The sequence below is a fragment of the Azospirillum sp. RU38E genome, assembly GCF_900188385.1.
GTDB lineage: Bacteria > Pseudomonadota > Alphaproteobacteria > Azospirillales > Azospirillaceae > Niveispirillum.
This window is the reverse complement of sequence record NZ_FZOI01000012.1, coordinates 1-23,127: the sequence shown is the minus strand read 5'-3', so window position 1 is coordinate 23,127 and position 23,127 is coordinate 1. Positions and strand designations below refer to the sequence as shown.

General features: G+C 61.9%; 18 protein-coding genes. 5 read left to right on the top strand and 13 right to left on the bottom strand.

What is annotated here, in order from left to right:
• Positions 1 to 58 precede the first annotated feature (58 nt).
• Together CHB97_RS17760 and CHB97_RS17755 are read left to right on the top strand one after the other, a co-directional pair.
• Positions 59 to 1,249, top strand: a complete 1,191-nt coding sequence (locus CHB97_RS17760) for an aspartyl/asparaginyl beta-hydroxylase domain-containing protein (protein WP_089289344.1) — start codon at positions 59 to 61, stop codon at positions 1,247 to 1,249.
• A 76-nt stretch (positions 1,250 to 1,325) separates the two neighbouring features.
• Entirely contained in the window at positions 1,326 to 2,564 is a 1,239-nt protein-coding gene (locus tag CHB97_RS17755) for an SGNH/GDSL hydrolase family protein (protein ID WP_089289343.1), read from the top strand.
• A gap of 148 nt (positions 2,565 to 2,712) precedes the next feature.
• On the opposite strand, the gene CHB97_RS17750 is transcribed toward CHB97_RS17755, so the two are convergent.
• From CHB97_RS17750 to CHB97_RS17715, 8 genes are all read right to left on the bottom strand, one after another.
• Positions 2,713 to 3,495, bottom strand: coding sequence for an amino acid ABC transporter permease (locus CHB97_RS17750; RefSeq protein WP_089289342.1), 783 nt, complete (start codon positions 3,493 to 3,495; stop codon positions 2,713 to 2,715).
• Positions 3,492 to 4,301, bottom strand: coding sequence for a transporter substrate-binding domain-containing protein (locus CHB97_RS17745; RefSeq protein WP_089289341.1), 810 nt, complete (start codon positions 4,299 to 4,301; stop codon positions 3,492 to 3,494). The genes CHB97_RS17750 and CHB97_RS17745 overlap by 4 nt, the downstream gene beginning before the upstream one ends.
• 3 nt (positions 4,302 to 4,304) lie before the next feature.
• Positions 4,305 to 5,816 (bottom strand): tetratricopeptide repeat protein, encoded by a 1,512-nt coding sequence (locus CHB97_RS17740; protein WP_089289340.1) that lies wholly within the window; start codon positions 5,814 to 5,816, stop codon positions 4,305 to 4,307.
• A gap of 115 nt (positions 5,817 to 5,931) precedes the next feature.
• Positions 5,932 to 6,132 (bottom strand): hypothetical protein, encoded by a 201-nt coding sequence (locus CHB97_RS17735; RefSeq protein ID WP_089289339.1) that lies wholly within the window; start codon positions 6,130 to 6,132, stop codon positions 5,932 to 5,934.
• A 64-nt stretch (positions 6,133 to 6,196) separates the two neighbouring features.
• Positions 6,197 to 6,517: a hypothetical protein gene (locus CHB97_RS17730; protein WP_089289338.1), complete on the bottom strand. Its 321-nt coding sequence runs from the start codon at positions 6,515 to 6,517 to the stop codon at positions 6,197 to 6,199.
• A 22-nt stretch (positions 6,518 to 6,539) separates the two neighbouring features.
• Positions 6,540 to 8,123, bottom strand: coding sequence for a sigma-54 dependent transcriptional regulator (locus CHB97_RS17725; RefSeq protein WP_089289453.1), 1,584 nt, complete (start codon positions 8,121 to 8,123; stop codon positions 6,540 to 6,542).
• A 447-nt stretch (positions 8,124 to 8,570) separates the two neighbouring features.
• Positions 8,571 to 9,029 carry a hypothetical protein gene (locus tag CHB97_RS17720; RefSeq protein ID WP_089289337.1) on the bottom strand — a complete coding sequence of 153 codons (459 nt, stop codon included), beginning with the start codon at positions 9,027 to 9,029 and terminating at the stop codon, positions 8,571 to 8,573.
• Between the two features lie 243 nt (positions 9,030 to 9,272).
• Positions 9,273 to 10,697 carry a mannose-1-phosphate guanylyltransferase/mannose-6-phosphate isomerase gene (locus CHB97_RS17715; RefSeq protein ID WP_371333116.1) on the bottom strand — a complete coding sequence of 475 codons (1,425 nt, stop codon included), beginning with the start codon at positions 10,695 to 10,697 and terminating at the stop codon, positions 9,273 to 9,275.
• A 532-nt stretch (positions 10,698 to 11,229) separates the two neighbouring features.
• Here CHB97_RS17715 and CHB97_RS17710 point away from each other — a divergent pair.
• Positions 11,230 to 11,529: a CHAT domain-containing protein gene (locus CHB97_RS17710; protein ID WP_160105987.1), complete on the top strand. Its 300-nt coding sequence runs from the start codon at positions 11,230 to 11,232 to the stop codon at positions 11,527 to 11,529.
• A 24-nt stretch (positions 11,530 to 11,553) separates the two neighbouring features.
• Here CHB97_RS17710 and CHB97_RS17705 read toward each other — a convergent pair whose 3' ends face one another.
• From CHB97_RS17705 to CHB97_RS17685, 5 genes are all read right to left on the bottom strand, one after another.
• Entirely contained in the window at positions 11,554 to 13,140 is a 1,587-nt protein-coding gene (locus tag CHB97_RS17705) for an AMP-binding protein (protein ID WP_089289334.1), read from the bottom strand.
• A gap of 69 nt (positions 13,141 to 13,209) precedes the next feature.
• Complete coding sequence (locus CHB97_RS17700) at positions 13,210 to 14,487, bottom strand: MFS transporter (RefSeq protein WP_089289452.1); 1,278 nt, start codon at positions 14,485 to 14,487, stop codon at positions 13,210 to 13,212.
• A gap of 90 nt (positions 14,488 to 14,577) precedes the next feature.
• On the bottom strand, positions 14,578 to 16,038 hold the full coding sequence (locus tag CHB97_RS17695) for a M81 family metallopeptidase (RefSeq protein ID WP_089289333.1): 1,461 nt from the start codon (positions 16,036 to 16,038) through the stop codon (positions 14,578 to 14,580).
• A 32-nt stretch (positions 16,039 to 16,070) separates the two neighbouring features.
• Complete coding sequence (locus tag CHB97_RS17690; RefSeq protein WP_089289332.1) at positions 16,071 to 17,645, bottom strand: M28 family peptidase; 1,575 nt, start codon at positions 17,643 to 17,645, stop codon at positions 16,071 to 16,073.
• A 27-nt stretch (positions 17,646 to 17,672) separates the two neighbouring features.
• The gene (locus CHB97_RS17685; protein WP_089289331.1) at positions 17,673 to 20,516 is read right to left on the bottom strand and encodes a TonB-dependent siderophore receptor; all 2,844 of its coding nucleotides are present in this window, start codon (positions 20,514 to 20,516) and stop codon (positions 17,673 to 17,675) included.
• Positions 20,517 to 20,707: 191 nt separating this feature from the next.
• Here CHB97_RS17685 and CHB97_RS17680 point away from each other — a divergent pair, with 191 nt between their 5' ends.
• Both CHB97_RS17680 and CHB97_RS17675 read left to right on the top strand, forming a co-directional pair.
• Entirely contained in the window at positions 20,708 to 21,439 is a 732-nt protein-coding gene (locus CHB97_RS17680) for a TetR/AcrR family transcriptional regulator (protein ID WP_089289330.1), read from the top strand.
• Between the two features lie 110 nt (positions 21,440 to 21,549).
• Positions 21,550 to 22,686, top strand: coding sequence for a DUF3089 domain-containing protein (locus CHB97_RS17675; protein WP_089289329.1), 1,137 nt, complete (start codon positions 21,550 to 21,552; stop codon positions 22,684 to 22,686).
• Positions 22,687 to 23,127: the final 441 nt, after the last annotated feature.

Sequence of the window (23,127 nt, the reverse complement as noted above, 5' to 3'; positions counted from 1 at the left end):
TGACACGCTGTTACAAAGCAGTAACGTCGCGTTTGCACAGCCCTGGAAAACCACCGATATGCAGCCGGCAACCGGGTCCAAAGCACAAGATGCTAATCTGATCGCCATGCGCCTGCTGGAGGCGCGTCGCTTTGGCGAGGCGCGAGAATTACTTGAGGATCGTTTAAGAACCGATGGCCAGGATGTCTCGCTCTGGCTCAATTATGCGGTGACCTTGCGGGTCTTAGGGGATGCCACCGGCGCCCTGGGCGCCCTGGAGGGGGCCTTGCGGGTGGACCCGCGCTGTTTTCTGGCCCTGCTGATGCGCGCGTCCATTTTTGACCAGCTGGGTGATGCCCGTCAGGCTGGTCAGGCCTATGGGGTGGCCCTCTCCCAATACCGCCCGGAAACCGTAAAAGATGAACCGACGCGCCGCGCCGTGGCCCGCGCCCAGCAGGTGCATGACGCCTATCAGCGGGAAATGGAGGCGACCTTGCGCGGCGCCCTGGCCGGCACCACGGCTGGCAACAATGACCTGCGCCGTGTGAACCAGCTGATCGATCAGATGATGGGGCGCCGCAAAATCTATCACCAGCAGCCGACCCATTATCATCTGCCTGGATTGCCAGCGATTGAGTTTTTTGATCGGGAGGAGTTTCCCTGGCTGCCCCTGCTGGAATCCGCCACGCGTGACATTCAGCTGGAAATGGCCGCCGTGATGGCGGATCGCAGCCTCGACAGCGCCTTTGAACCCTATATCCATTATCCGGACTGGATGCCGCTGGATCAATGGCGTCCGCTGAATAACTCCAAGGATTGGAGTGTCTTTCACCTGCTGGAGAAAGGGCGTCCCGTTCCCGGCAATGCCGACCGCTGCCCCCGTACCATGGAAATCCTGGCCCAGATGCCGCAGCCCTCGGTTCCCAACCGTTCGCCTGCTGGCATGTTCTCAGTGCTGAAGCCCCGTACCCGCATACCACCGCATACCGGCGTCGCCAATACCCGGCTGGTGGTGCATCTGCCCCTGCTGGTGCCGCCCGGATGCGGCTTCCGCGTTGGCAACGAAACCCGCGAATGGAAAGTGGGGGAGGCCTGGGTGTTCGATGATACAATCGAACATGAGGCCTGGAATGACAGCGATGAAACGCGGGTGGTGCTGATCTTCGACATCTGGCATCCCCGGCTGACGGAGGCTGAAAAACAGGCCTATGCCCAGATGATGGTGGCGATGGATGCCTTTGGCGGCAGTGGGGGAGAAAGGGGTATCTGATCCTTCACAAAGGCTTGGCATGATTTGTCTGATAATATACCCTCTGCTCTCTTCATAAAGGGGGGAGGGAGCTTTCATGCCCACATCACGGCACCGGCAAGGATTGATTGCCGCGACCTTGGCTGGCCTGTTGCTGCTGGGGGGATGTGCCGCCCACCCGGGTGGGGTGGGGATGAAGCCGTCAGTGGCGGAAACCGCCGCCCCGGCCTGGCGACCCGCCTGGGCCCTGTCGCCGCTGCCGGCTGGTAATAACCCTTCCTTCGATAACCAAACCGTCCGCCAGATTGTGCCGCTGGTGACGTCGGGGGAGGCTGTGCGGGTGCGGCTGTCCAATGAATTGGGCACGCGGCCGGTCCTGATCGGGGCGGCCCGGCTGGCCCTTGCGAATGCCGATGGCAGCATCCGCCCCGGCAGTGACCGGCCGCTGTTGTTCGGTGGCCAGACGGGTGCCGTGCTGCCGCCCGGTGCGCCCCTGCTCAGCGACGCGCTGCCCGTCAAGGTGGCGGCGGGCGACCGGCTGGTGATCTCCATCCATTATCCGGGCCCCACCTTTGTCGCCGGCCATCAACCCCTGGTCACCATTGCCGGCCCCGGCGACCTCACCGTTGCGCCTGTGTTGCAGGGGGAAACCAAGCGCGCCCCCACCCTGGTCGGCGCGGTGGAGGTGCTGGCCGCCCAGCCCGCCCCTGTGCTGGTGGCCATTGGTGACAGCATCACCGAAGGTGATGTCAGCCACGCCAAGCCTGCCGGCACCTATCCGGCCAAGCTGGCCGCCCTGCTGGCGGCGCGCAAGGATGAGGCGGCCCGCGTGGCCGTGTTGAATCAGGGCATTTCCGGCAATCGGCTGCTGCGCGATCAGGCCGGGGCCAACCTGCTGGCCCGCTTTGACCGCGATGCCCTGGGCCAGCCCGGCGTCAGCCGCGTGGTGCTGCTGATCGGCGTCAATGATATCGGCAACGGCACCCGCCGCCCGGCAGAGGCCGTGACCGCGCGGGAGCTGATCCAGGCCCTGTCCCAGCTGCGCGACCGCGCCCACGCCCATGGGGTGCGGCTCTATATCGGCACCATCATGCCTTATGCCGGTGCCGGCTATTATTCGCCGGAAGGCGATGCCATCCGGCGGGAGGTGAATGACTGGATCCGCCGGAATGAGGGTTTTGACGGTGTGGTGGATTTCGATGCTGCCACCCGCGATCCCGCCAACCCGGCGCAGTTGCTGCCCGCCTATGATGTGGGCGACAAGCTGCACCCCAGCGATGCCGGCTATGCTGCCATGGCGGCAGAAGTGGAGAGGAGTTTGTTCGGGGGGAAATGATACCAAGGGGTATGTTCCATGCCCCTTGGAGGCCGGCGACCGCCGGCCCGCGCCCGCGTGGGCGCGCAAGCCAAGGCGGCGGATGCCGCCGCCCGGCGCTGAGGGAACTGATAATGACCAAGAGCCATGATCCATGGCTCTTGGAAACTCAAGGCGGCGCCCCCCAGCGCCGCTCCAGCCAGCGCGCCAGCCGGGAAAGCAGCAACAGGATCACCAGATATTCCAAGGCCAGCAGCGTATAAAGTTCCAGCGGGCGATAGGTCTGCGTCTGCAGCTCCGTCGCCCGCCGGGTCAGCTCCGCCAGACCGATGGAGGATGCAAGGGAACTGTCCTTTACCGTATGGATGAACTGGCTGACCGTGGGCGGCAACATGCGCCGTAGGGCCTGGGGTAGGATGATCCGCCGCAGGGTCAGCCAGCGGCCCATGCCCAGCGACTGCGCTGCCTCCACCTGCCCGCGCGGCACCCCCTCAATACCCGCCCGGAAAATCTCCGACAGGAAGGCGCCCGCATTCAGCGCCAGCGCCATCACGGCGGCGGTGAAAGGTGTCAGATCGGCGATCCGGCCCAGCAGGGCAAAACCCCACCCCTCCCGGTCCAGCCCCTGCACCATGATGGGCAGCGCATAGAATACCCAGAGCAGCAGCACGAACAGCGGCAGGGTCCGCATCAGCTCGACATAGGTTTCCGCCAGCGCCCGCATCGGCCGGTGGCGTGACAGGCGCAAGGCAGCCGTCCCTAACCCGATGGCAACGCCCGACAGCAGGGCCATGGCCGACAAAGCCAGGGTCAGCCATGCTCCTTCCAGTAGAAACCGCAGATTGGCCCAGCCTTCTGGATCGGCTGGATTGACAATATGCCAGCCCTCCGCACTGCACCCTGTCAGAAGCAGCAGCACCGCCAGGGGCAGGGCAGGGGCCGGACGTCTCACGGCTGTGTCGCCAGCTCAAACCATTGGTGATAAAGGCCGGTGAAGAAGCCATCGGCCAGCCGGGCTTCCACCCATTCATCCAGCCAGTCCAGCAGAACCATATCGCCCTTCACCGTCATCAGGGCATTTTCCGTTTCATTGCCCGGCCGGGCCCCGGCCTGCACCATGGTCAGTTGCGGATATTCCCGCCCGATCTTGGTCATGAAATAGAGATTGTCGGTGAAGGCGGCTTGCGCCCGCCCCGCCAGCACCTCGGTGAAATCGATCACCGGGTCAGCCACGCTCAGCAGCTTGGCCTTGGTGAAGCTGCGCCGTGCCATCTGTTCCGGGGCCGTGCCCTGCTGCACGGCGATCACCACGCCCGGCTGGTCAATATCGTCCCAGCTGCGAAAGCGCTCCGCGTCCTTTTTCTGGATGATCGGCAGAAAGGCCGGGCGCAGATAGGGGGTGCTGAACCCCACCACCCTGGCCCGCTCCGGCGTGATGGTCACGCCGGACGCCACGATATCATATTTGCCGGCCAGCAACCCCGCCACCAGGGTCGGCCAGGTTGCCTGCACCAATTGCAGCTTCACCCCCAGATCGGCGGCAAGCCGGTTGGCCACCTCGATCTCATAACCTTTGAAGCCGCCGCTCTTCACATCCCGGAAACTATAGGGGAAGTAATCCCCCGTGGTTCCGACCCGGATAGTTCCCTGCTGCCGGATGCGGTCCAGCAGACTGCCGGCCGCCAGGGCGGTACCTGGCAGCAGCAGGGGCAGGGCGGCCAGGCTGGCCAGCAGCTGGCGGCGATCCGGGCGCATCATGGCTTAACCGCGCCGGGCGACGAACAGCAGGCCGGGCACCGGTTGCCCGCCCTCGTAGCGCAGGATGCCGGAAGTGATTTCCAGCGGGGTGAAGCCGACGGCCGCCAGGGCTTGCTGCACATGATCGGCGCGATGGGCATAGCGCCCGGCCGGGCCCAGCACAAAGGGTGCCTCGCTGGTCTGTGCCTCCACCGTGCCCACGATCAGGCCGCTGGGCTTGACACTGCCCGCCGCCGCCTGCAACGGCGCCTGCAGATCACCGAAATAATTGAACAATTCGCCAAAGCCGATCAGGTCAAAATGATGGGGCTGGGCGATCAGATAAGCGGTCAGTTCGGCCTGATCCAGGCGGTTGTAAATGCCCCGGCGCGAGGCCTGCTGCAGCATTCCCAATGACAGATCAACACCGGTGAGATTTTGCGCATAGTCCCGCAGGGCCAGGCCGGTCAGGCCGGTGCCGCAGCCGGCATCCAGAATCTCCAGCGTCCCGGCCGGATCGCCCAGATGGCGCTGCAGCGCCTCGGCAATCAGCACCGGCACCTGATAGCCCAAGCTCAGGATCATCTCATCGAACCGCTTGGACGAGGCGTCGAAGGTCTGGGACAGATAGGCATCCGATGCCCGCTCCGGTACCGGCTCCAGCCCCAGTGCTGCGCGCGTATGTTTCAGGATGGCCGTTTCGCCGGCCACCTTGCGCCACCGGTCCAGCACATCAACCAGCGCATCGGCCTTGCCTTCGTTGAACAGGGCCGCACAGACGGACCCCAGTTCCACCTGGGACTGGGTGGATTCCGGAGCCAGCACCAGGGCGCGCAGGGCCGATTCAGCGGCCAGATCGGTGCGCCCGCGCCCGCGCCAGGCCAGGGACAGGTTGATATGCATACTGGGGTTGGTCGGATCGAACGACATGGCCCGCCCGTAACAGGCGATCGCCTCATCAAACTCCCCGATCTCCATCAGGGCGATGCCCAGATTGGCATGGGTCTGCCCCATATCCGGCCTCAGGGCCAGGGCCAGCCGGAACTGTTCCACCGCTTCCACCGGCTTGCCCAGCCGCCGCAGCGTCAGTCCCAGATTGGAGGCGGCTTCGGCATAGTCCGGCCGCGCCTTCAGGGCATTGCCATAATGCTCGGCTGCGATTTCCAGATGGCCGGATTCGAAGAACAGGGTGCCCAGATTGAAATAGGCTTCGGCGAACAGCGGTTCGCGTTCCAGCGCATCGACATAATGGCCGGCAGCCTCATGTGCCCTTCCCTGGGCCTGAGCGACGGCACCCTGATTGAAATGATAGACCGGGTTTTGCGGATCCAGCGCTGCCGCTGCCGCATAGGCCTGGGCGGCGGCGGGATAATCTTCCAGATTTTCCAGGGCGATCCCCAGATCGGCCCGGATGGTCGCATCACCGGGATCATCCAGAACGGCTTCGCGGAGCAGGGGAACGGCATCGGCGAACCGGCCACTATCCAGGGCGACGCGCCCCAATTCCACCGGGCTGCCGCTGGCGCTATCGCTCATCTATCTCGTCCCCCGCTCCACCACCGCCGACGCCGTCAGGGCCGGGGCGGTACGATCTGCCAAATGCGAGGCAGGATAACGGGTTACGCTGGGGCTGAACAGCCTTTGCTGTCGCTCAGGCCTTGATATCGACCAAAGCACCGCGCCCATTGGCACCGCTGCCAGCTTCCGTTCCGGCGGTGGTGCCGGTTTGCAGCACCTGGGCAGCTTGCTGTTCCTGGTCGGCATTCTGTTTCAGCTGACCAGTCTGCAGCTGGCTGCGGGTCTGCAATACATTGACGGCCGAGGCATACCCGGCGGAGGAGCCGACTTCCATCGCAGTAATCCTTCCTGGTTATGGACGGATTATAGGCTGATCCGGGTCTTCCCGCCAGGGGGCTTCATCCCAGCGTGCTCATGATGGAAAAGCATAGCGCATCGCCCTGCGCGTGAATGGTTTTCAGCGCATCCTTGGGCAGCGGGATGCGCTTTTCCCGGCAATAGGCGACGATCAGCCGCGCCAGCTGGTAGCTTTCGACCTCCAGCTCCCCGCGCGGACCGCTGACCCCGTCGCTTTGAAGGCGGACGGAGGGCGGGGGGCCTTCCACGACCTGCACGCGCATGATGCGGCGGCTGGGATCAAACCCCTCCAGCGGCACGGTCTGGAAGACCAGCTTCAGCTCATCGTTGGAGAAAATGATGTGACGGATTTCGGTGATCATGGCTCTCTCTGCCTCCGGCGCCTCAGCCCGTCTTCTTTTTCTGCCGACGACGATAAATCGTGCAGGGGTTGATTTCCAGCAACGCGGCGGCACGGGTTATATTACCACCACAGGCCTGGATTGCCGCATCAATGGCTTCTTCCTCCACCATCCAGAGCGGACGAATATGCCGTTCTGACATTTCCGCAACCGGTGGCGTGGCGGGGGGAGGGGCGGCCACCGGGGCGGTGGGCACCCCGACAACCGTTGCGGTCGGTGGCAGCGACAGGCCGGGAATGCCCAGGCTGGCAAAAGGATTGGCACCGGCGGCAACCGTGCCCGGCGGCTGTGCAAGCGGCCCCATCATCGCGGCCCAGCGCGGGTCTTGCAGCAGGGGCGGCACGATCATGGTCGGCTTGTTCAACGGCGGCGGGAACATAAAGGGCTGAATGATGTCGCCATCATTCAGCACCACGACGTTGCGCACCACATTCAACAGCTGGCGCACATTGCCGGGCCAGGCGTAATTGCGGATGATCTGTTCCGCTTCCGGACTGAAACCTTTGAAATCCTTGCGCTCCTCCCGGCCAAACTTGGTCAGGAAATGCCGAGCAATCAGCAGGGCATCGTCCCCCCGCTCCCGCAGGGGCGGCAGTTCGATGGAAATCACCTGCAGGCGATAGAACAGATCCTCCCGGAAGCGGCCGGCCTGCACCTCGGCATAGGGATCGCGGTTGGTGGCGCAGACGATGCGCACATCCACCGGTTCCAACTTCTCCGAGCCGACCTTCTTCACCATGCCTGTCTGCAGGAAGCGCAACAGCTTGGCCTGCAGCGACAGGTCCATTTCGCCGATTTCGTCCAGGAACAGGGTGCCGCCATCGGCCTGCAGGGCGGCACCGGAATGGTCGGTGGTGGCCCCGGTGAAGGCACCTTTCACATGGCCGAAAATCTCCGACTCCATCAGGTCTTTCGGGATGGCGGCGCAATTGATGGCGATGAAGGGGCCGCCGCCGCGTGGGCTGCGTCGGTGAATGGCCTCGGCACAGACCTCCTTGCCCGTCCCGCTTTCGCCGGTGATGAAGACGGTGGCCTTGGAAGGGGCGGCGGCATCAATCAGCCGATAGGCTGCCTGCATGGAGGGCGAGGCACCGATGAAGCCCATGAAGGCGCTGCCATCGGGTGTTTCGGGCTTGCTGTCGGCCTTCGCTGCCTTGGCAGGACGCTTGGTGGTGCTCGGCTTTTCCGCGGCCGGGCGGGTCGCCAGGGCGGCAGCCACGGCACCGCGCAATCGCTCCGTGCCGACGGGCAACAGCAGCACATCGGCTGCCCCGGCGCGCATCGCCTCCACCGCCACCTGCACAGACCCCTGGGCCGTCAAGGCGATGGCCCGCGCCGCGGTACCAGCCGCCAGCAGGTCACGCACCAGTTCCGTCCCCGGCTGGTCGGGCAATTGAAGATTGACCAGCACCAGATCAGCCGCCTCCGCCGCCAGCGCCCGCTTGGCAGCGGCGGCGGTATCCACCACGGCGATGTTGTGACCCTCCCGCTTCAAGGCGTTGACATAGGCCAATGCCAGCGACGGGGCCGGTTCAACAACAAGAAGGTTGAGATTGTTATTATTCATCAACAGCAGTTTCGCATGGAGTTCATGCGAAAAGCAACGATAATGATGCGATATGCTGCGTAGCTTTGCAAAATGCACCGCCTATCCATCGCGTTGATTATATTTCCAACCGGAAATGACAGGCGCTTCCAACGCTCCTTTATGGAAACTTGGCGGGGTGAGTTGGCGCGAAAATTGCTTGTACCTTTGCGGGTGATTTCCTCTCCGAGGATTACCCGCCGATAGGGACGCTCCATCCCTTCGGCTCATACCCAGGAAACCGGCCTCTGTGCTGCCGGGCCCATTTTTCGGTTCAGGGCGAAAGCACCACCTTGATGCGGCGCGGATGGTCTCATGCCATTCGCGCCGTCTTTTCGGTGACGTCATGCCCATTGGGGAGGGCCCGTTTGGGCAGAATGGTCTCGGCAAAATTGGCCGCTGGGCAAAATTTGCCGCTCTTGCCCCCCCTCAAATCTCCCCGTCTTCCTCACCATAGGGGAAAGGCGTGCCAGCCGTTCCCGTAACAGACCCACTGTCAGCACGAAATCGCCACACCTTTGGTTCATTAAGGGCCAGCCCGCCGCTGGTCAGCCGATCCATAATAGTGATGGCAATATCGGCCTGCAGGCGTGTAGCCCAGGGCGTCATAGCGGCCTTTTGATCTTCCAGGTAAGCAGCAGAATAGAGCGTATGCGCCACGCCTTCGGCATGGCGCAGCATGAAGCCCACCACCTGGCGTGCGCAATCCGCCGGTTCCAGGATGGGCTCGATCCCCGATGCGGCGGCGGCCAGTACCGGAAACATCAGATGCTCGCGCTGGTCAAGCGTGGGCTCGCCGCTCAACGCATCTGCGACCTTGCGCAGATAACTGGCGCGGGCAGCCGGCAGGTCCCGCAATGCCAGATCCAGGATTTGCCTATGGTTCATTCTCTCGCCCCGACGGGAATGGTCCGTCCTGATAGCATCAGGCTCCTCCTCTTATCGCAAGGGGTGAGGTGCCTGTCACGCCCCGAACCGGTTCCTTTCGGACAGGGCTTAGCAGGGTGCGGAAAAACCAATGCACTGCTGAAGGGGGGCATTCTTGTCAATCTCGCGTCACGGGATTGCCGACAATCCCTCAGCCTAACGACGCGTCAGCCTAACGACGCGAAAGCCTATTTCCGCACCCTGTCAGAGCTTCGTATATTTATCCTCGAAACGGACGATATCATCCTCGCCCAGATAACTGCCTGATCGCACCTCAATCAGCTGCAGGGGAATGCGACCGGGGTTGGTCAGGCGGTGTTTTTCGCCGATGGGGATATAGACCGACTGGTTTTCATGTACCAACCTTACATCTTCTCCACAGCGCACCTCAGCTGTGCCTTGGACGACAACCCAATGTTCGGCACGGTGATTATGGCGCTGCAGGGAGAGCTGTTCGCCCGGTTGGACCACCACACGCTTAACTTGATAACGGTCACCAGCATCAATGATGCGATGATAGCCCCAAGGCCGATGCAAAGTGGTGTGGGTGTCACACTCCGACCTGCGGGCCTTTTTCAGTTGGTCAACAATCGCCTTGATGTCCTGTGCGCAGTCGCGATGAGCAACAAGGACGGCATCGTCGGACGACACCACCACGATATCAGAGAGACCGGCAACGGCAACCAGACGTTCGTCCGTGCGAATATAACTGTTACGGCAATCATGCAGGAGAACATCACCGATTTTGACATTGCCGGCATCATCCTTGGCTGCGATTTCCCAGAGGGCCGACCAGGCGCCCACATCGTTCCAGCCCATATCCACCGGCACCACAACGGCTCGGTCGGTCTTCTCCATCACCGCATAGTCGATTGAAGCGGATGGCGACGCGGCAAAGGCATCCCGCGCTACACGGCAGAAAGTAAGGTCAACCTGCGCGCCTGCCAAGGCCGCACTGCACGCCGCCATGATTGCTGGCGCTTGCCGTTCCAATTCAGCCAGATAGGCCGAGGCAGCGAAAAGAAAGATGCCGCTGTTCCAGAGATAGTTGCCTTCCGCCAGGTAGCCGGCTGCCGTTTGTGCATCCGGTTTCTCGACGAAGCGATCAACCTGATGGGCGGCACTTCCAGCGGTCAATGATCGTCCCATCCGGATATAGCCGTAACCCGTCTCCGGCCGGTCCGGCCGAAGACCAAAGGTTACCAGCGCGCCTTCCCGCGCTGGCACGACGGCTGTTTTGATTGCCTCCCAGAAGGCCGTCTGATTCGCTACGACATGATCGGATGGCATCACCAGAAGCAGCGGATCGCCGCCTGCCTCTCTGGCTTTCAAAGCCGCCAGCGCAATGGCGGGTGCGGTGTTGCGCGCTACCGGTTCCAGCAGGATCGCTGCCGGCTCCACCTGGATGGTGCGCAATTGTTCAGCCAGGATGAAGCGATGATCCTCGTTGCAGATCATCAATGGGGCGGCGAAATCAGTGCCCCGGACGCGCAAGGCGGTTTCCTGAATCATGGTTCTGTCGCCGGCCAGCGGCAGAAACTGCTTGGGGTAGAGGGCGCGGGATGCCGGCCAAAGCCTTGTGCCAGAACCACCTGACAGGATGACGGGGGTTACCTGCAATGCTGTCATATTCCGCATCCTCATTTATATGCATAGGGCGGCAAGCACAGGCGCAATGCCATCAATCATCGCGGGATGTCAAGTCAGGCAGGGATGAGGACGCCTGTCATTCCCGGCCGAACAGAAGGACTGTCGGGTGAAACGCCCCACGACGCGGGAGCGGCAGGGCAAACCTGGACAGCGACGCCAAGCCGGTATCCAGGTCGCGGGAATGCTGCCTATTGAGCGGATCGCGGAAAAGCGGAATCGCTTTGGAACGTGAATCCGCTCGCCGAACGAGGACTTATACCAATCCGCCAAAAGGTTAACCTTTAGGTGGATTGGAGGCCGGCGACCGCCGGCCCGCCGCTCGGTAGCGGCGTAAGCCAAGCTGCCGGAGGCAGCGCCCGGCGATTGAGGGAACACGAAATCTCCCTGGATCGGTCACGATCAAGGGAGATTGGTATTATATACCCAAGCGCCGAATAAATTCGGCAAAATGCTCAAACGCCGCAAGGGCTTAGGTATACCCAGTTCCGGGATTCTCCCGTCACTTGGGTATATGGATCTGCTGGTCCTGTCTGCCTGTGAGACCGGACGGGGGGAGGAAACCTTTTTGGGCGGGGTGCGCGGTTTGCCCGTCGCGGCCAGTCTGGCCGGGGTGAAACGGTCGCTGTTGACGCTATGGCCCGTGGCGGATGAAGGCACCGCCGATTTCATGTTGGGTTTCTACAAGAACCTGAAGGCTGGCCAGACCTATGCAGAGGCATTGCGCACCACGCGACGGCAGGCGATGGAGGGGGCGATCCCCACCACCCGTGACCCCTCCGTCTGGGCGGCCTTCGTTCTTTTTGAAAATTGATGAGGGTTTGGTTCAGCCGGGCGGTCAAGTCGGCTGTTGGCCGAACTGTTGGCGCAATTTCATCCTGTCAATCTTGCCCGTGGCGGCCAGGGGCATTTTTTCCACTTCGATAATCGCATCCGGCAACCACCAGCGCGGCACCTGGCTTTCCAGCAGGCCCATCAGGGCGGGCTGGTCGATGTTCTGCCCGGCGCGGGCTTCCACGATCAGCACGGGCCGTTCGGTCCATTTGGCGTCGGCGCGGGCGATCACGGCGGCCAGCCCCACGCTTTCCACCGTGCCGATAATGGCTTCAATCTCTCCGGGATTGATCCATTCACCGCCGGATTTGATCAGGTCCTTGGTGCGGCCCGTGATGGTCAGGTTGCCATGGGCGTCGATAACCGCCAGATCGCCGGTATTGAACCAGCCCTCTGCATCAAGGGCGGTTTCAGGTGCATCAAAATAACGTTCCAGCACGCTGGCTCCCTTCACCTGCAGCCGGCCCTCTACACCGCGCTGTTGTGGCAGGGCACTGCCGGTTTCATTCACCAGCCGCAGATCGACCCCGGCGCAGGGGCGACCGGAATTTTTGGCGCTGCGATGGGGGGAATTAACGGCGGCAACAGTGCCCAGGGGGGACAGTTCCGTCATGCCCCAACTGGGTTGCACGACGGCACCCAAACGCTTTTCAATCCGTTCCATCAAGGCTTCCGGCACGGACGAACCACCCAGCAGCACCCGTTTCAGGCTGGGCAGTTCGCCACCATGCTTTTCCAGATGATCCACCAGCCCCAGCCAGACCGTGGGGATGCCGGCAGCAACGGTGACGCCCTCCCCGTTGATCAGTTCCGCCAGCCGCGCCCCATCCGTACGCCGCCCCGGCAGCACGAACTTCGCTCCCACTGCCGGTGCTGCAAAGGGTAAGCCCCACGCATTGGCGTGGAACATCGGCACCACGGCCAAAACACTGTCCTGCGCGCTCAACCCCAGAATATCGGGCTGCACAATATTGGCCGTGTGCAGATAGTTGGATCGATGGGTGTAAAGCACCCCCTTGGGTGCCCCGGTGGTGCCGGAGGTAAAGCAGAGCCCGGCATTCGCCGTTTCCGCGAAGCCGCCCCATTCTGTTTTGGCACCATGGCTTTGCAGCAGGTCGGATTGCCGCCAGACCCGCACGCGGTCGGGTACGGGCGGAGCGGAAAAGGCCACGCCCGGTTCATCCAGCACCACGACATGTTCCACGCACGGGCAATTGGTGACCAGGGCAGCCACCAACTCATCCTGGCCGGGGCTGACGGCCAGCACCCGGTCATTCGCCTTCAGGATCATCTCTGACAGGTGGGGTGCGCCGATACGCGGGTTCAGCGTGTGGCAGACGAGGCCGACCCCAAGCGCCGCGTACCAGCATTCCATATGGGCCTGGCTGTTCCAGGCCAACGTCCCCAGCCGGTCGCCGAACCGCAGGCCCAGGGCCAGCAGCGCGCCGGACAGACGGTTGCAGCGGTCCAGCAGATCGGCATAGCCAATTCGGGCGGAGCCTTCGTCGCCGCCCGTCACCACCTCTGTATCGGGGTGCCACTTGGCGGCATGGCGCAGGAACTTGTCGAGCAGTAATTCGTAATGCTGCATGGTCGTGTCACCGGGTCGGGCGGGTGGGGATTTGGGGCGGCATAAGGCCGGCAGCCCGCGAAAACTGGGTCACGCGGCTTTCCGTTCGCGGTTGATGGCGAAGGCCAGCGCCACATAGATCGCGATGGCGATCAGGTAGAAGGGCAGCAGGCTGTAAAAGGCCATTTGCAAGGGATTGTCGGCACCGCCGCTGCGGAAATGGTCGCTCATCGCGCCTAGATATGTTGGTCCCAGGCCCAGGCCGATCAGGTTCATCACCAGCAGCAGCAGGGCGCCTGCCAATGTGCGCTGATAGGCGGGTACGGCGTTCTGCACCTGGGTGATGGCCGGGGTGAGGTAGAAGAAATTCAGGAAAAACGGGATGGCAAGAAACAGCATGGCCGTCTGCCAGTCCGGCACATGCACGAAGCCGATATAGAAAGGGGTGGCCAGGGCTAGGGCACCAGCAGGCACCAGGGCGAAGGCGCTGGGCCAGCGCCGGCCCAACCGGTCCACCAGCCAGCCGGAAACAAAGATGCCGCCACCGACCGCCACCCCCACCAGCAGGGAGAAGTAAAGCGCTACATCCGCCAGCCCCATCCCCTTTTCCCGCATCAGGAAAAGCACCGCGAAATTCGCCATGCCATAGGTGATGAACTGTGTAGCCCCGGAGGCCAGCGCCACCAGTGACAATGCCGGACGACGGAAGAAATCACGCGCACCCTGCCAGAAGCTGGCCCGGTGGCCTGTCGTTGTTGCCTTGTTGCCAACCGGGTCGCTGGCACCGCGTGCCGGTTCCCGCACCGTGCCCCAGACGATTACCGCCGCAACGACGCCGACGGCCCCCAGTACAATGAAGGCCAGACGCCAATCATAAAGGGCGGCCAGGGTGGCACCAAAGGCCACGCCCAACGCCTGGCCAATGGGCGGAGCCAGGTTGAACAGACCCAGCGCCCGGCCCCGCTGTTGCGGCGGGAAGTAATCAGACAGGATGGCATAGGATGGCGGGGCACCGCCTGCTTCGCCCACACCCACGGCCATACGCGCCAACACCAGTTGGGCATAGGAGCCGGCCAGCCCGCTGGCGACCGTTGCCGCACTCCACAAGGCGCAGGCCACACTCAGCACACGCACCCGGTTGCCGCGGTCGGCAAACCACGCGACGGGCAGAGAAATCCCGCAATAGAACAGGGCGAAATAGAGCCCGCCCAGCAGACCTAACTGACCATCCGTCACCTGCAAATCATCCTGGATCGGCTTGGCCAGGATGGAGAGAAGTTGCCGATCCAGGAAATTCAGCACATAGACAAAGGTCAAAAGAACCAGGACGAACCAGCGATATCCCGGTGATGATGTGGCCTTCGGCATCCAGAAGGGACCAGCCCTGTTCTGGGGTACGGCAATTGGGCCCTTCCCATCCATGCATTTCCTCCTGTCCGACTGTTTTGGTTGGGTGGTTTATCGGCTGACGGGCGGGTGGATATCGTCCAGCGGCCAGATCGGTCGTTGAATGTGCTGATATACCAGTGCCCGGAAATCCAATGTGCCGACGCCGGGGGCGGCGACCGACAGGATGGTGCCGGCCATCGGGGCAAACCAGGCGCGGAAATGCTGGGTGGATTTCACCAGCAGCACCGGATGGCGGTCCAAATCGACCCCGAAATCACTGAAGGCATTGGGGCTGAAACATTGGCTGCGCAGGCTGGTCAGCACGAATGTCACGCCCTGGCCACTGACAACCGCCACATCGCCCAGTGGCATCTGCCCCAGTTCGAAGCCATAGATGGCATTTTCCACGATCCGGTCGACCCGGACCCGCATTTCCAGCGGCGGCCCGGAAAGGTCGCAGGCCTTGCCGCCAATATGCAGGGTGATTTCCGCCTCAACCCCCGCCGCCATCGCGGCTTGCACTGCCGCCGCATCCCACAGGAAGGCGACGGCCAGACCGGTAATGCCGGCTTGCAGGCAGGCATGGATCAGATAGGTTGAATCCCCTGGGGCCCCGATGCCAGGATTATCCGCCCCATCGGCGAGCACCACCGGGCGCGCAGCCCCCGCCAGCACGGCGTTAGCGGCCTGCTGGCAATCCAGCACAATTCCCATCGTGCGGTCGCGCATGTCGATCAGCGCGTGGCCCAACTGTTCGGCCACAGCATCCGCCAGTTCGGGACTGTCATCGGTAATCACCAATATCTTGGTGCCAGTGTCCGGCACATCAGCCCAAGGGAAGCCATGCACCAGGGAAACCGACAGGATGCCCGGTCGCTTTTCCACCTGCTTCATGCGGGCGACAAAGCCCGCCATATCGGGAAGGCTGGTGTAATAGAGGTTCAGCATGCGGCAATCGAATTGCCGCATCACCGGGCGGCAGCGTTTCTGGCTTGCCGCCACGCAAAGCCGCCACAGTTCTGCTGCGCGATCCGGGATGTCTGTATGCGGATATTCCTTGAAACACACCAGCAGATCGGCAGCCTGCATCATCGCATCCGTCAGATGGCAATGCGGGTCCAGCTCCACGCCGATGATGGTGTCCGGGCCGGTAATCGCCCGCACGCGGCGCAGGATATCGCCTTCGCAATCTGGATAACCGTCAGCCACCATGGCGCCGTGCAGTACCAGAAAGACGATATCCACCGGTCCGGCGGCGCGTAGGTCGCCCAGCAACTGGTCGCGCAGCCCTTCATAAACCTTGCGGTCCACCAGCCCGCCGGGTTGGGCGAAGGTCACAAGCCCTTCCACCAGTTCCCAGCCCAGGGCGGCGCATTGATCGCGCACCAGCAGCAGCGGGGAACCGAACGGGCCCGGTCGGGCCGTCCGGCTGCCGCCCGGATAATAGAATTCCGCAAACGCCGCCCGTCCTGTGGGGATCGGTGCGAAACTGTTGGTTTCCGTCGCGATGGAACCGGTAAAGACGCGCATGGACCCTCACAAGGGACGGCGGGACAGACGGATCAGTGGGGAAACGGCACATAGGTGGCCGGGCGCAGGGCGGCGGCCCCGGCGGCATCCTGTGCCCGCACGATATCGGCAAAGGCCAGGGCCATATCCAGCAGCTTGTCCCGCAGGATGGTTTCCGGCGTATCCTTGGGCGTAAACTGGTAGATATTGTGGGAAATGCAGTTGACCAGCGGAATGCCATGCTGCGTCAGATCCCAGCCATCCCCCAGCAGGAAGTTGGAGATGCGGGACCGGTCCAGATCATGGCGGTCGATGGCTCCCCGCACGGTATCCAACAGCACCGGGTTCGCCCCGCCCTCCGGTCCGGTCACGCCCCAGTATCGGATGGAGGCCAGATCGGTCGGCACCCAGCCATCGCCGGTGCTGCCGGGTTTGGCAGGGCGGTACTGGCGGCCCATCATTTCAATATTGTTGGCCGCCACGATCTGCGGCAGCAGCTCGCGCAGCTTGCTGGAGAATTTCTCCCAGCCCGGATCAAGGCCATAGATGCGTGTGGCATCCGCCACTGACATATTCCGCTCTTCAGGGAAGATGGTCCAGCCCACACCGAAATGGCTGGCGCGGAAGAAAAACAGAACATCCCGGTCCAGCGGAGTGGCCTTCTGGTGGCTTAACAGGTGGGCCACGGCCAATGTCACGGCCGATCCCGATGCCTCGTTGGTGGCCCAGCCATCATGGTGGCTTTTGACCAGCACATATCCGTCACGCTTGCGCCCCGGCAGGGTGCCATAGACGTTGAAGCTGGTGCCCTGGCCGCGTGTGCCGGTCAGCGTGATGGTCGCTTTCGTGCCAGGTGACAGGGACCGGCGTAGCCGATCCCCTGTCCGGGCGCTGATGGTGACCGCCGGCAATTCATAACCCGCGTACCAGTGATGATATTCAGCCGTATCATCCCCGAACAGGTCCAGAATGCCGATCCAGCCGGCAGCCCCGTGCTGTACGGCAAGCTTGTAGGAGGCGGCGAGGTTGGCCGGCGGCCAAGCGAAATTCGCCTCGTCCTGGGGGATGGTGCCGTCGCGGTCCAGGACATAATAATCCGCCCCTACGCGTGGTGCCTTGCCGGGCAGGCCGATATCCACCATCACGATTTTGCCGCGCACATCCTGGGCGGCAAAATCCGCTGCCTTGCCATCGCCGACATGAACAAGTTCTGCGGTCAGGCCTTCAGGCACAGTGTAGCCGGCATAGCGCAGGAAGGAGCAGGGCAGCGCTTCCCGCTTGCCATCCTGGTGGAGTTCCAGTGACCAGCGGTCGGGGAAGGCGATGGCCACCGGAACGGGTTCCAGCATCACATCCACCAGCCCCAGCTTGCGCAGTTCGTCGGCGATATAGTTGGCATTGGCATGATCAGATGCCGTGCCCGGCATCCGATAGCCATAACGGTCCGCGGCCCCCAGCGCATACATGGCCTTGGCCCAGGTCATAATATCATCGTCATTGAGGCTGGATACCGTCCCACCCGCCATGGCTACTGACAGCGGGGCCGTGGTCAGGGCGGCGACACTGGTCAACAGATCACGCCGGGTCAGTCGCCAGCTTGCTCCGCGGCCATGTTTGGAAAGGGGCATGGTGTCTGATCCTTTTTGCCGCCGTGCTTAAAACACTGCCCGGAAACCGGCAGTGAAGTTGCGACCCAGAATGTCGTAAAGCTGCGGATTGGTCGGGTAGACGACGTTGAAGGTGCCGAACGGCAGGGCAGGGGGCTGCTTGTTGAACAGGTTGTTGACCGTGGCGAAAAACTCCACCTTGCCACCGCCCATGTCGAATGCTTGCCGCGCGCTGATATCGGTATAGGCGACAGCCGACACATGGTTGTCGGCCAGGGCGGGATTATAGACTTCCGTACCCGCCTGGAATTTGCCGGAACCGATGAAGCGTTCCTGCAGGAACAGTGTGAAATCACCTTTGGTGTAAGTGGCGCTGAGCTTGGCGGATAGGCGTGGGTTGGAATAGATGCCGCCGACCACGCCGGTGGCATCGATCGGCTCTGCGCCAGGCTCAATCCGCGTGTAATCGATCAGGTATGTCGCCAGCCCGCGCAGGGAGAGCGTACCCTCCAGCACGGAGGACCAGTCAGACAGGTCTGTATTGTAGCCGACTTCGAAATCCAGCCCGTTGGTCTTCAGCGCGCTGAGATTCAATTGTGGGGTGATGATGCGGATCAGCCCGGTGCGCGCTGTGGGATTGGAATAAATCAGGTTGGAGCAGATGGAACCGGTGCCGTCGGACGCTGCACACAAATCAATGGTGCGCTGGCCGGTATACCGGCTGATCACGTTGCTGACATCGATGTTGTAGTAATCGACCGAGGCGGTGAAATTCTTGTTTTCACCCGCCCGGAAGACGATGCCGGTCGTATAGGTGTCGGTTTCTTCCGGCTGTAGATCGGGATTGCCCACCTCGCTAACCAGCACATTGGCGGAGACGTTGTTCAGCGTGTCCTTCACCGTGGTCAGCGATGCCTGCACCGCCGGCGAATAAAGCTCGGAGATGTTCGGCGCGCGGATGTCGCGGGAAACCGTACCCCGCAGCGTCACACTCTCCACCGGTTGCCAGACGCTGCCCACCTTCCAGGTCGTCACCCCACCGCTGGTGCTGTAGTCGGTATAGCGGATGGCGGCATTGGCGCTCAGCGAATGGGCCAGGGGCAGATCTCGCAGCAGGGGCACATCCACCTCGCTGAAGACTTCGCGAATATCATAGGAGCCACTGATCGGCTGGATATTGGTCAACTGCCAGCCGCCAGGGCTGGCCAGCACCTGGGCCGGCACGAGGCGCAGACCGACGGATGAGACCGGCGTCTGCGCAATCTCGTCGGAAACCTGCTTCACCTCCTCGCGGCGATATTCAAAGCCAGCGGCGAAGCTGACGTCCCCGGCGGGCAATTCAAATGGGGTGCCGCGCACCGTCATAGCGGCCACCTGCCGGGAGACATCGGCCTTGTAATAGGCGGTACCCTGCACATAGGCGATGGCTTCATCCGACGGGCTGCCCGATCCGATCAGGTTCAGCGGCACGCAGCCGGGATAACGGCCGGGATTGGTCAGCGTGACGCGGCATACCGTGTTACCAGTGGTTGGGTCGCGCACGGCATCAACGGCGGCGAAGAACCGCGCGTAATTCAGGTTGTTCTCGGTTTTGATGCGCTGCCGGTTGCTTCCATATTGATAATAGGCATCCAACTCCCAATCAGGGGCGAATTCGTAATTGAAGCCGGTAACGGCGTTGTAGGTCTGGTTGGTGGCATCGGCCACCGATGCCGGCATATCCAGATTCAGCCGCCCCAACTGGAACCCGACCTGCCCATTGGCGATCATCGTCGCCTGCAGCGCTGCCGGTATATAGGGATTGCCCAGCAGGATGGTGGGGGCGTTGAAGCCGGGGATATGGAAATTCTCGGTCTGCCTATACCGGTTATGTACGCTGGCATAACTGCCTTCGACAAAGGCCGTCAGTTCTGGCGTCACCTCATATTCAGCATGGCTGAACAGGCTTTTGGAGCGCACAGCAGCCAACAGCGTCTGGCTGGCGACCGATCCCTGGCCGCCCACCAGTTCCCCATCCACGATGGTGCCGGCATTGAAGGGGACGACGCTGCCATCGGCCGCAAATTGCTGCGTGCCCATGCCCAGCCCGGTGCCGCCATAGATCAGGCCGCCATCGGCGAAGAAACTGCTGCTGTAATTGCCGACCATAATGCTTTCGGTCGGGTTGGCTGGGTTGGTCACAACCACATTGGCGTCACGCCCGAAAGGGCGGTCACGAACACTTTTCACCCCATCGGAGTCATAATAGGAACCGCTGACCACGATATGGCCGCGTCCGCCGGCAAAGCTGTCGCCGCCGGTCAGGCTATATTTCTGCGTGCCATTGTCGCCATAGGTGGTCAGGCTGCCTTCGGCACTGGCCTTGATGCCGGTGAAGTGGGTATCCAGAACGAAATTCACCACGCCTGCCACAGCGTCGGAACCATAGGCTGCTGACGCGCCGCCGGTAACCACATCCACCCGCTTCACCAGTTCCTGGGGCAGGGTGTTGGTATCTGTGGTACCGGTAATAGTGGATGGTGCCGTGCGCCGCCCATCAAGCAGCAGCAGCGTGCGCTGTGCGCCCAGGTTGCGGAGGTTGAGAAAACTGCCGGAATTGGGACCGGTGGCGGAAAGCTGGCCGGATGCGGCGTTGGTGGAACCCTGGAATACCGGAAGCTGGTTCAAGCCCTGTGCGATGGTACCCGGTGCCCCCGCCTGCAGCTCATCCACGCTGACCACGGTTACCGGTGTTGGTGCCTGCGCCCCATTGCGGATGGCACGTGAACCGGTAACGACAATCTCTTCCAGAATGGAACTGTCGCTGTTCGCCGGGCTCGATGCCGTTTGGGCATTGGCCTGGACACAGGCCAAGGCGGTCAGCCCCAGGGCTGACGACCATGAAAGTCGCATCCGTTTCCTCCCACATTCATTTGATTATTTGTTTTCCGCCAGTTGCCGGTCGGTTCTGCTTCGCGGTGACCGATCCTTTGCATCCTTGCGCATTCACCGTGACCTCGGTCGGATTTACCGTCAAGTTTTTTCTTTAAAAAAAAGAAATTAATGAAGTTGCATCGAAAAGGCGGATTGGCTAAGGTGTTGCCATGATGACGTCACGCCTGTCTGAAGCCATTGATGATGCCCCGGATCTGGCCCCTGGTCGGCGCACAAGGCGTTCCCAGGCGGAACGGCGGGAGGCGTCGATGACGCAAATCCTAGATTCCGCAGAGGCTGCCTTTGCGGAACTGGGCTATGGCGGCGTCAGCTTGAATGAGGTCGCAAAGCGCAGCGGGATCCCGGCACAGTTGATGCGCTATTATTTCAACGACAAGGCAGGCCTGTTTTCGGAGGTGATTGAGCGGCGGGCCACCGTCGTGAACGCTATCCGCATGAAGGTGTTCGATACCTATGAAGCGGAAATGGGTGATGCCATGACGCTGGAGGGGGTGATCCAAGCTTTTGTGCAGACGGGTTTTGAGATGATGTCACGCGATGCCGGTTGGAAGAATTACTGCACCATCGTCGCCCACATCAACAACTCACCCCAACTTCGACAGTTCATGTCGGAGGCGTTCAATGTAATTTCCCTGCGGATGATCGCCTTGATGCGTCGTGTTCTGCCGCATGCCCAGGAAAAGGATATTTACTGGAGTTTCCAGTTCCTGACTGGGGCCTATACCTATTCGCTGGCGGATACCCGCCGTATTGATGAATTGTCCCAGGGGCTCGTCAGTTCCGGTGATGCAGCGGAGCTGTCCGCCCGCTTCGCCAAGGCGATGGCCGCCAGCGTGGAAGCCCTGTGTGGTCCCGCCAAGGGAAGTTCGAGTAAACCGTAAAGTACAAGGTGCCGTGGTGCGCCGCTGGCGGACTTGCCGGGAAACACCATCCAAGCCGAACGAGGATTATCCCGTTTAAAGGGAATCCCACTCATCAGGGAGGTATCATCATGCCGCCGCGGAACCGCAGTTTCGGTCGGTACGCGTTTCGTCTTGCTGCCATTCTGGGCTTGGTCGGGCTGACAGCAGCCTGTTCCAGGCCACCCTTATCCTTCCGTGAACCGCCGGCCCCGTTTGAGGAAACAGCCGCCCCTGCGGCACCGGATTATAGCGCCCGCGAAGCCTGGCTGGCCTTTCCGTGGCGCAACGGGCTGGAAAGGTCGGTGCCTGCCGGGGATGAGGCGGTTGACGAGGCAACGGCCCCGGCGGATGTGTTTTTCATACATCCTACGACCTACACCTCTAACGATCGCTGGAATGTGCCTATTGATATGCCGGCGGCGTTAAGCGCGCCGGTCCTGCTCAATCAGGCCAGCGTTTTCAACGGCTGTTGCCGGATTTATGCCCCGCGCTACCGCCAGTCCTCGCTGGTGGGGCTGGCTCATGACGGCCCTTTGACAGTCGCGTATAATGATCTGCGCCGGGCCTTCCTGTATTATTTGGAAAAGCATAATGACGGTCGTCCGTTGATTCTGGCATCGCACAGCCAGGGCACCGGCCACATGATCCGGCTTTTGCAGGATGAGGTGCTGGGCAAACCAGTGCAGCAACGGCTGGTGGTCGTTTATGCCATCGGTGCCTATGTTCCCAGCAGCTTTGCCGATATTGGCCTGCCTATCTGTGATCAGCCGAGCCAGACCGGATGCCTGATCTCCTGGAACGTCAACCAGCCTGGCCTTTTCTCTATGGCTACGTTAATCGAAAATCCCCGTTACTGGTGGGGCGATGCTTATATCCACGGAAATGCGCCGGCGGTTGTCGTCAATCCACTGAGCTGGCGGCGCGATGGCAAGGCCGATGCCGCCGCAAACCCGGGCAGCATGCCATTCCCCCCGGCTGTACCCTCCGATACCGTCCCGGCCATTGCCTTGCCGGCCCCGCAACCGGGCTTGGTGGGGGCGGAAACCAAGGATGGCGTTGTGCTGGTGGAGCTTCCCTGGTTCCAAAAGGGCTTTTATGATGCGCTGAGTGTGCTTTGGGGCAGCTATCATCGGTTCGATTACGGGCTCTATTATGAAAGCCTGCGCCGCAATGCCGTGGATCGGGTTGAGGTGTGGAAATCAGGTTCCGCGGCTGAACCGCGTTGATTGCGTCGATTATGCGGGTGGGTTCTGATCGGTATGTTTTGGGATAGGGCACGTCCACCTAAAAAACCGCTTGCATCCTAATTTTTGTTCGCCTATTAAGCGCCTCCCACGACGACGGGCCGGTTGGTTTGTCAAGTTGTGGGGCGGGGTGATGGTGGTTTTGGCCAGTATCACCGACGGTTCTTGGAAGGCTTCGGCCTTCGGACAAGTGGATTGATCTATCGTACTGTTGGGCGGTTTGTCTGCTGGACTTGGGTCTGGTGGGTTGATTGCTTGATGGTCCGTTGACCGGGTTGGTTCTATGCTTTTTGTAGCGTTTCGGCGCTGCGGAGAAAAAAGTTTGGAACGGTGAAAAAAACGGTTGACGGGTTGGTTGGAGGTGTTTAGAAAGCGCTCCACCAACGACGGCGGCGCCGCTGCCGACGATGGATTTGCAGTCTC

What these genes read in the sequence shown, in the direction of transcription:
- CHB97_RS17760 (WP_089289344.1), top strand. Translation starts at nt 59, where the DNA reads ATGCAGCCGGCAACCGGGTCCAAAGCACAAGATGCTAATCTGATCGCC.
- CHB97_RS17755 (WP_089289343.1), top strand. Translation starts at nt 1,326, where the DNA reads ATGCCCACATCACGGCACCGGCAAGGATTGATTGCCGCGACCTTGGCT.
- CHB97_RS17745 (WP_089289341.1), bottom strand. Translation starts at nt 4,301, where the DNA reads ATGATGCGCCCGGATCGCCGCCAGCTGCTGGCCAGCCTGGCCGCCCTG.
- CHB97_RS17740 (WP_089289340.1), bottom strand. Translation starts at nt 5,816, where the DNA reads ATGAGCGATAGCGCCAGCGGCAGCCCGGTGGAATTGGGGCGCGTCGCC.
- CHB97_RS17735 (WP_089289339.1), bottom strand. Translation starts at nt 6,132, where the DNA reads ATGGAAGTCGGCTCCTCCGCCGGGTATGCCTCGGCCGTCAATGTATTG.
- CHB97_RS17730 (WP_089289338.1), bottom strand. Translation starts at nt 6,517, where the DNA reads ATGATCACCGAAATCCGTCACATCATTTTCTCCAACGATGAGCTGAAG.
- CHB97_RS17725 (WP_089289453.1), bottom strand. Translation starts at nt 8,123, where the DNA reads ATGAATAATAACAATCTCAACCTTCTTGTTGTTGAACCGGCCCCGTCG.
- CHB97_RS17720 (WP_089289337.1), bottom strand. Translation starts at nt 9,029, where the DNA reads ATGAACCATAGGCAAATCCTGGATCTGGCATTGCGGGACCTGCCGGCT.
- CHB97_RS17715 (WP_371333116.1), bottom strand. Translation starts at nt 10,697, where the DNA reads ATGACAGCATTGCAGGTAACCCCCGTCATCCTGTCAGGTGGTTCTGGC.
- CHB97_RS17710 (WP_160105987.1), top strand. Translation starts at nt 11,230, where the DNA reads ATGGATCTGCTGGTCCTGTCTGCCTGTGAGACCGGACGGGGGGAGGAA.
- CHB97_RS17705 (WP_089289334.1), bottom strand. Translation starts at nt 13,140, where the DNA reads ATGCAGCATTACGAATTACTGCTCGACAAGTTCCTGCGCCATGCCGCC.
- CHB97_RS17700 (WP_089289452.1), bottom strand. Translation starts at nt 14,487, where the DNA reads ATGCCGAAGGCCACATCATCACCGGGATATCGCTGGTTCGTCCTGGTT.
- CHB97_RS17695 (WP_089289333.1), bottom strand. Translation starts at nt 16,038, where the DNA reads ATGCGCGTCTTTACCGGTTCCATCGCGACGGAAACCAACAGTTTCGCA.
- CHB97_RS17690 (WP_089289332.1), bottom strand. Translation starts at nt 17,645, where the DNA reads ATGCCCCTTTCCAAACATGGCCGCGGAGCAAGCTGGCGACTGACCCGG.
- CHB97_RS17685 (WP_089289331.1), bottom strand. Translation starts at nt 20,516, where the DNA reads ATGCGACTTTCATGGTCGTCAGCCCTGGGGCTGACCGCCTTGGCCTGT.
- CHB97_RS17680 (WP_089289330.1), top strand. Translation starts at nt 20,708, where the DNA reads ATGATGACGTCACGCCTGTCTGAAGCCATTGATGATGCCCCGGATCTG.
- CHB97_RS17675 (WP_089289329.1), top strand. Translation starts at nt 21,550, where the DNA reads ATGCCGCCGCGGAACCGCAGTTTCGGTCGGTACGCGTTTCGTCTTGCT.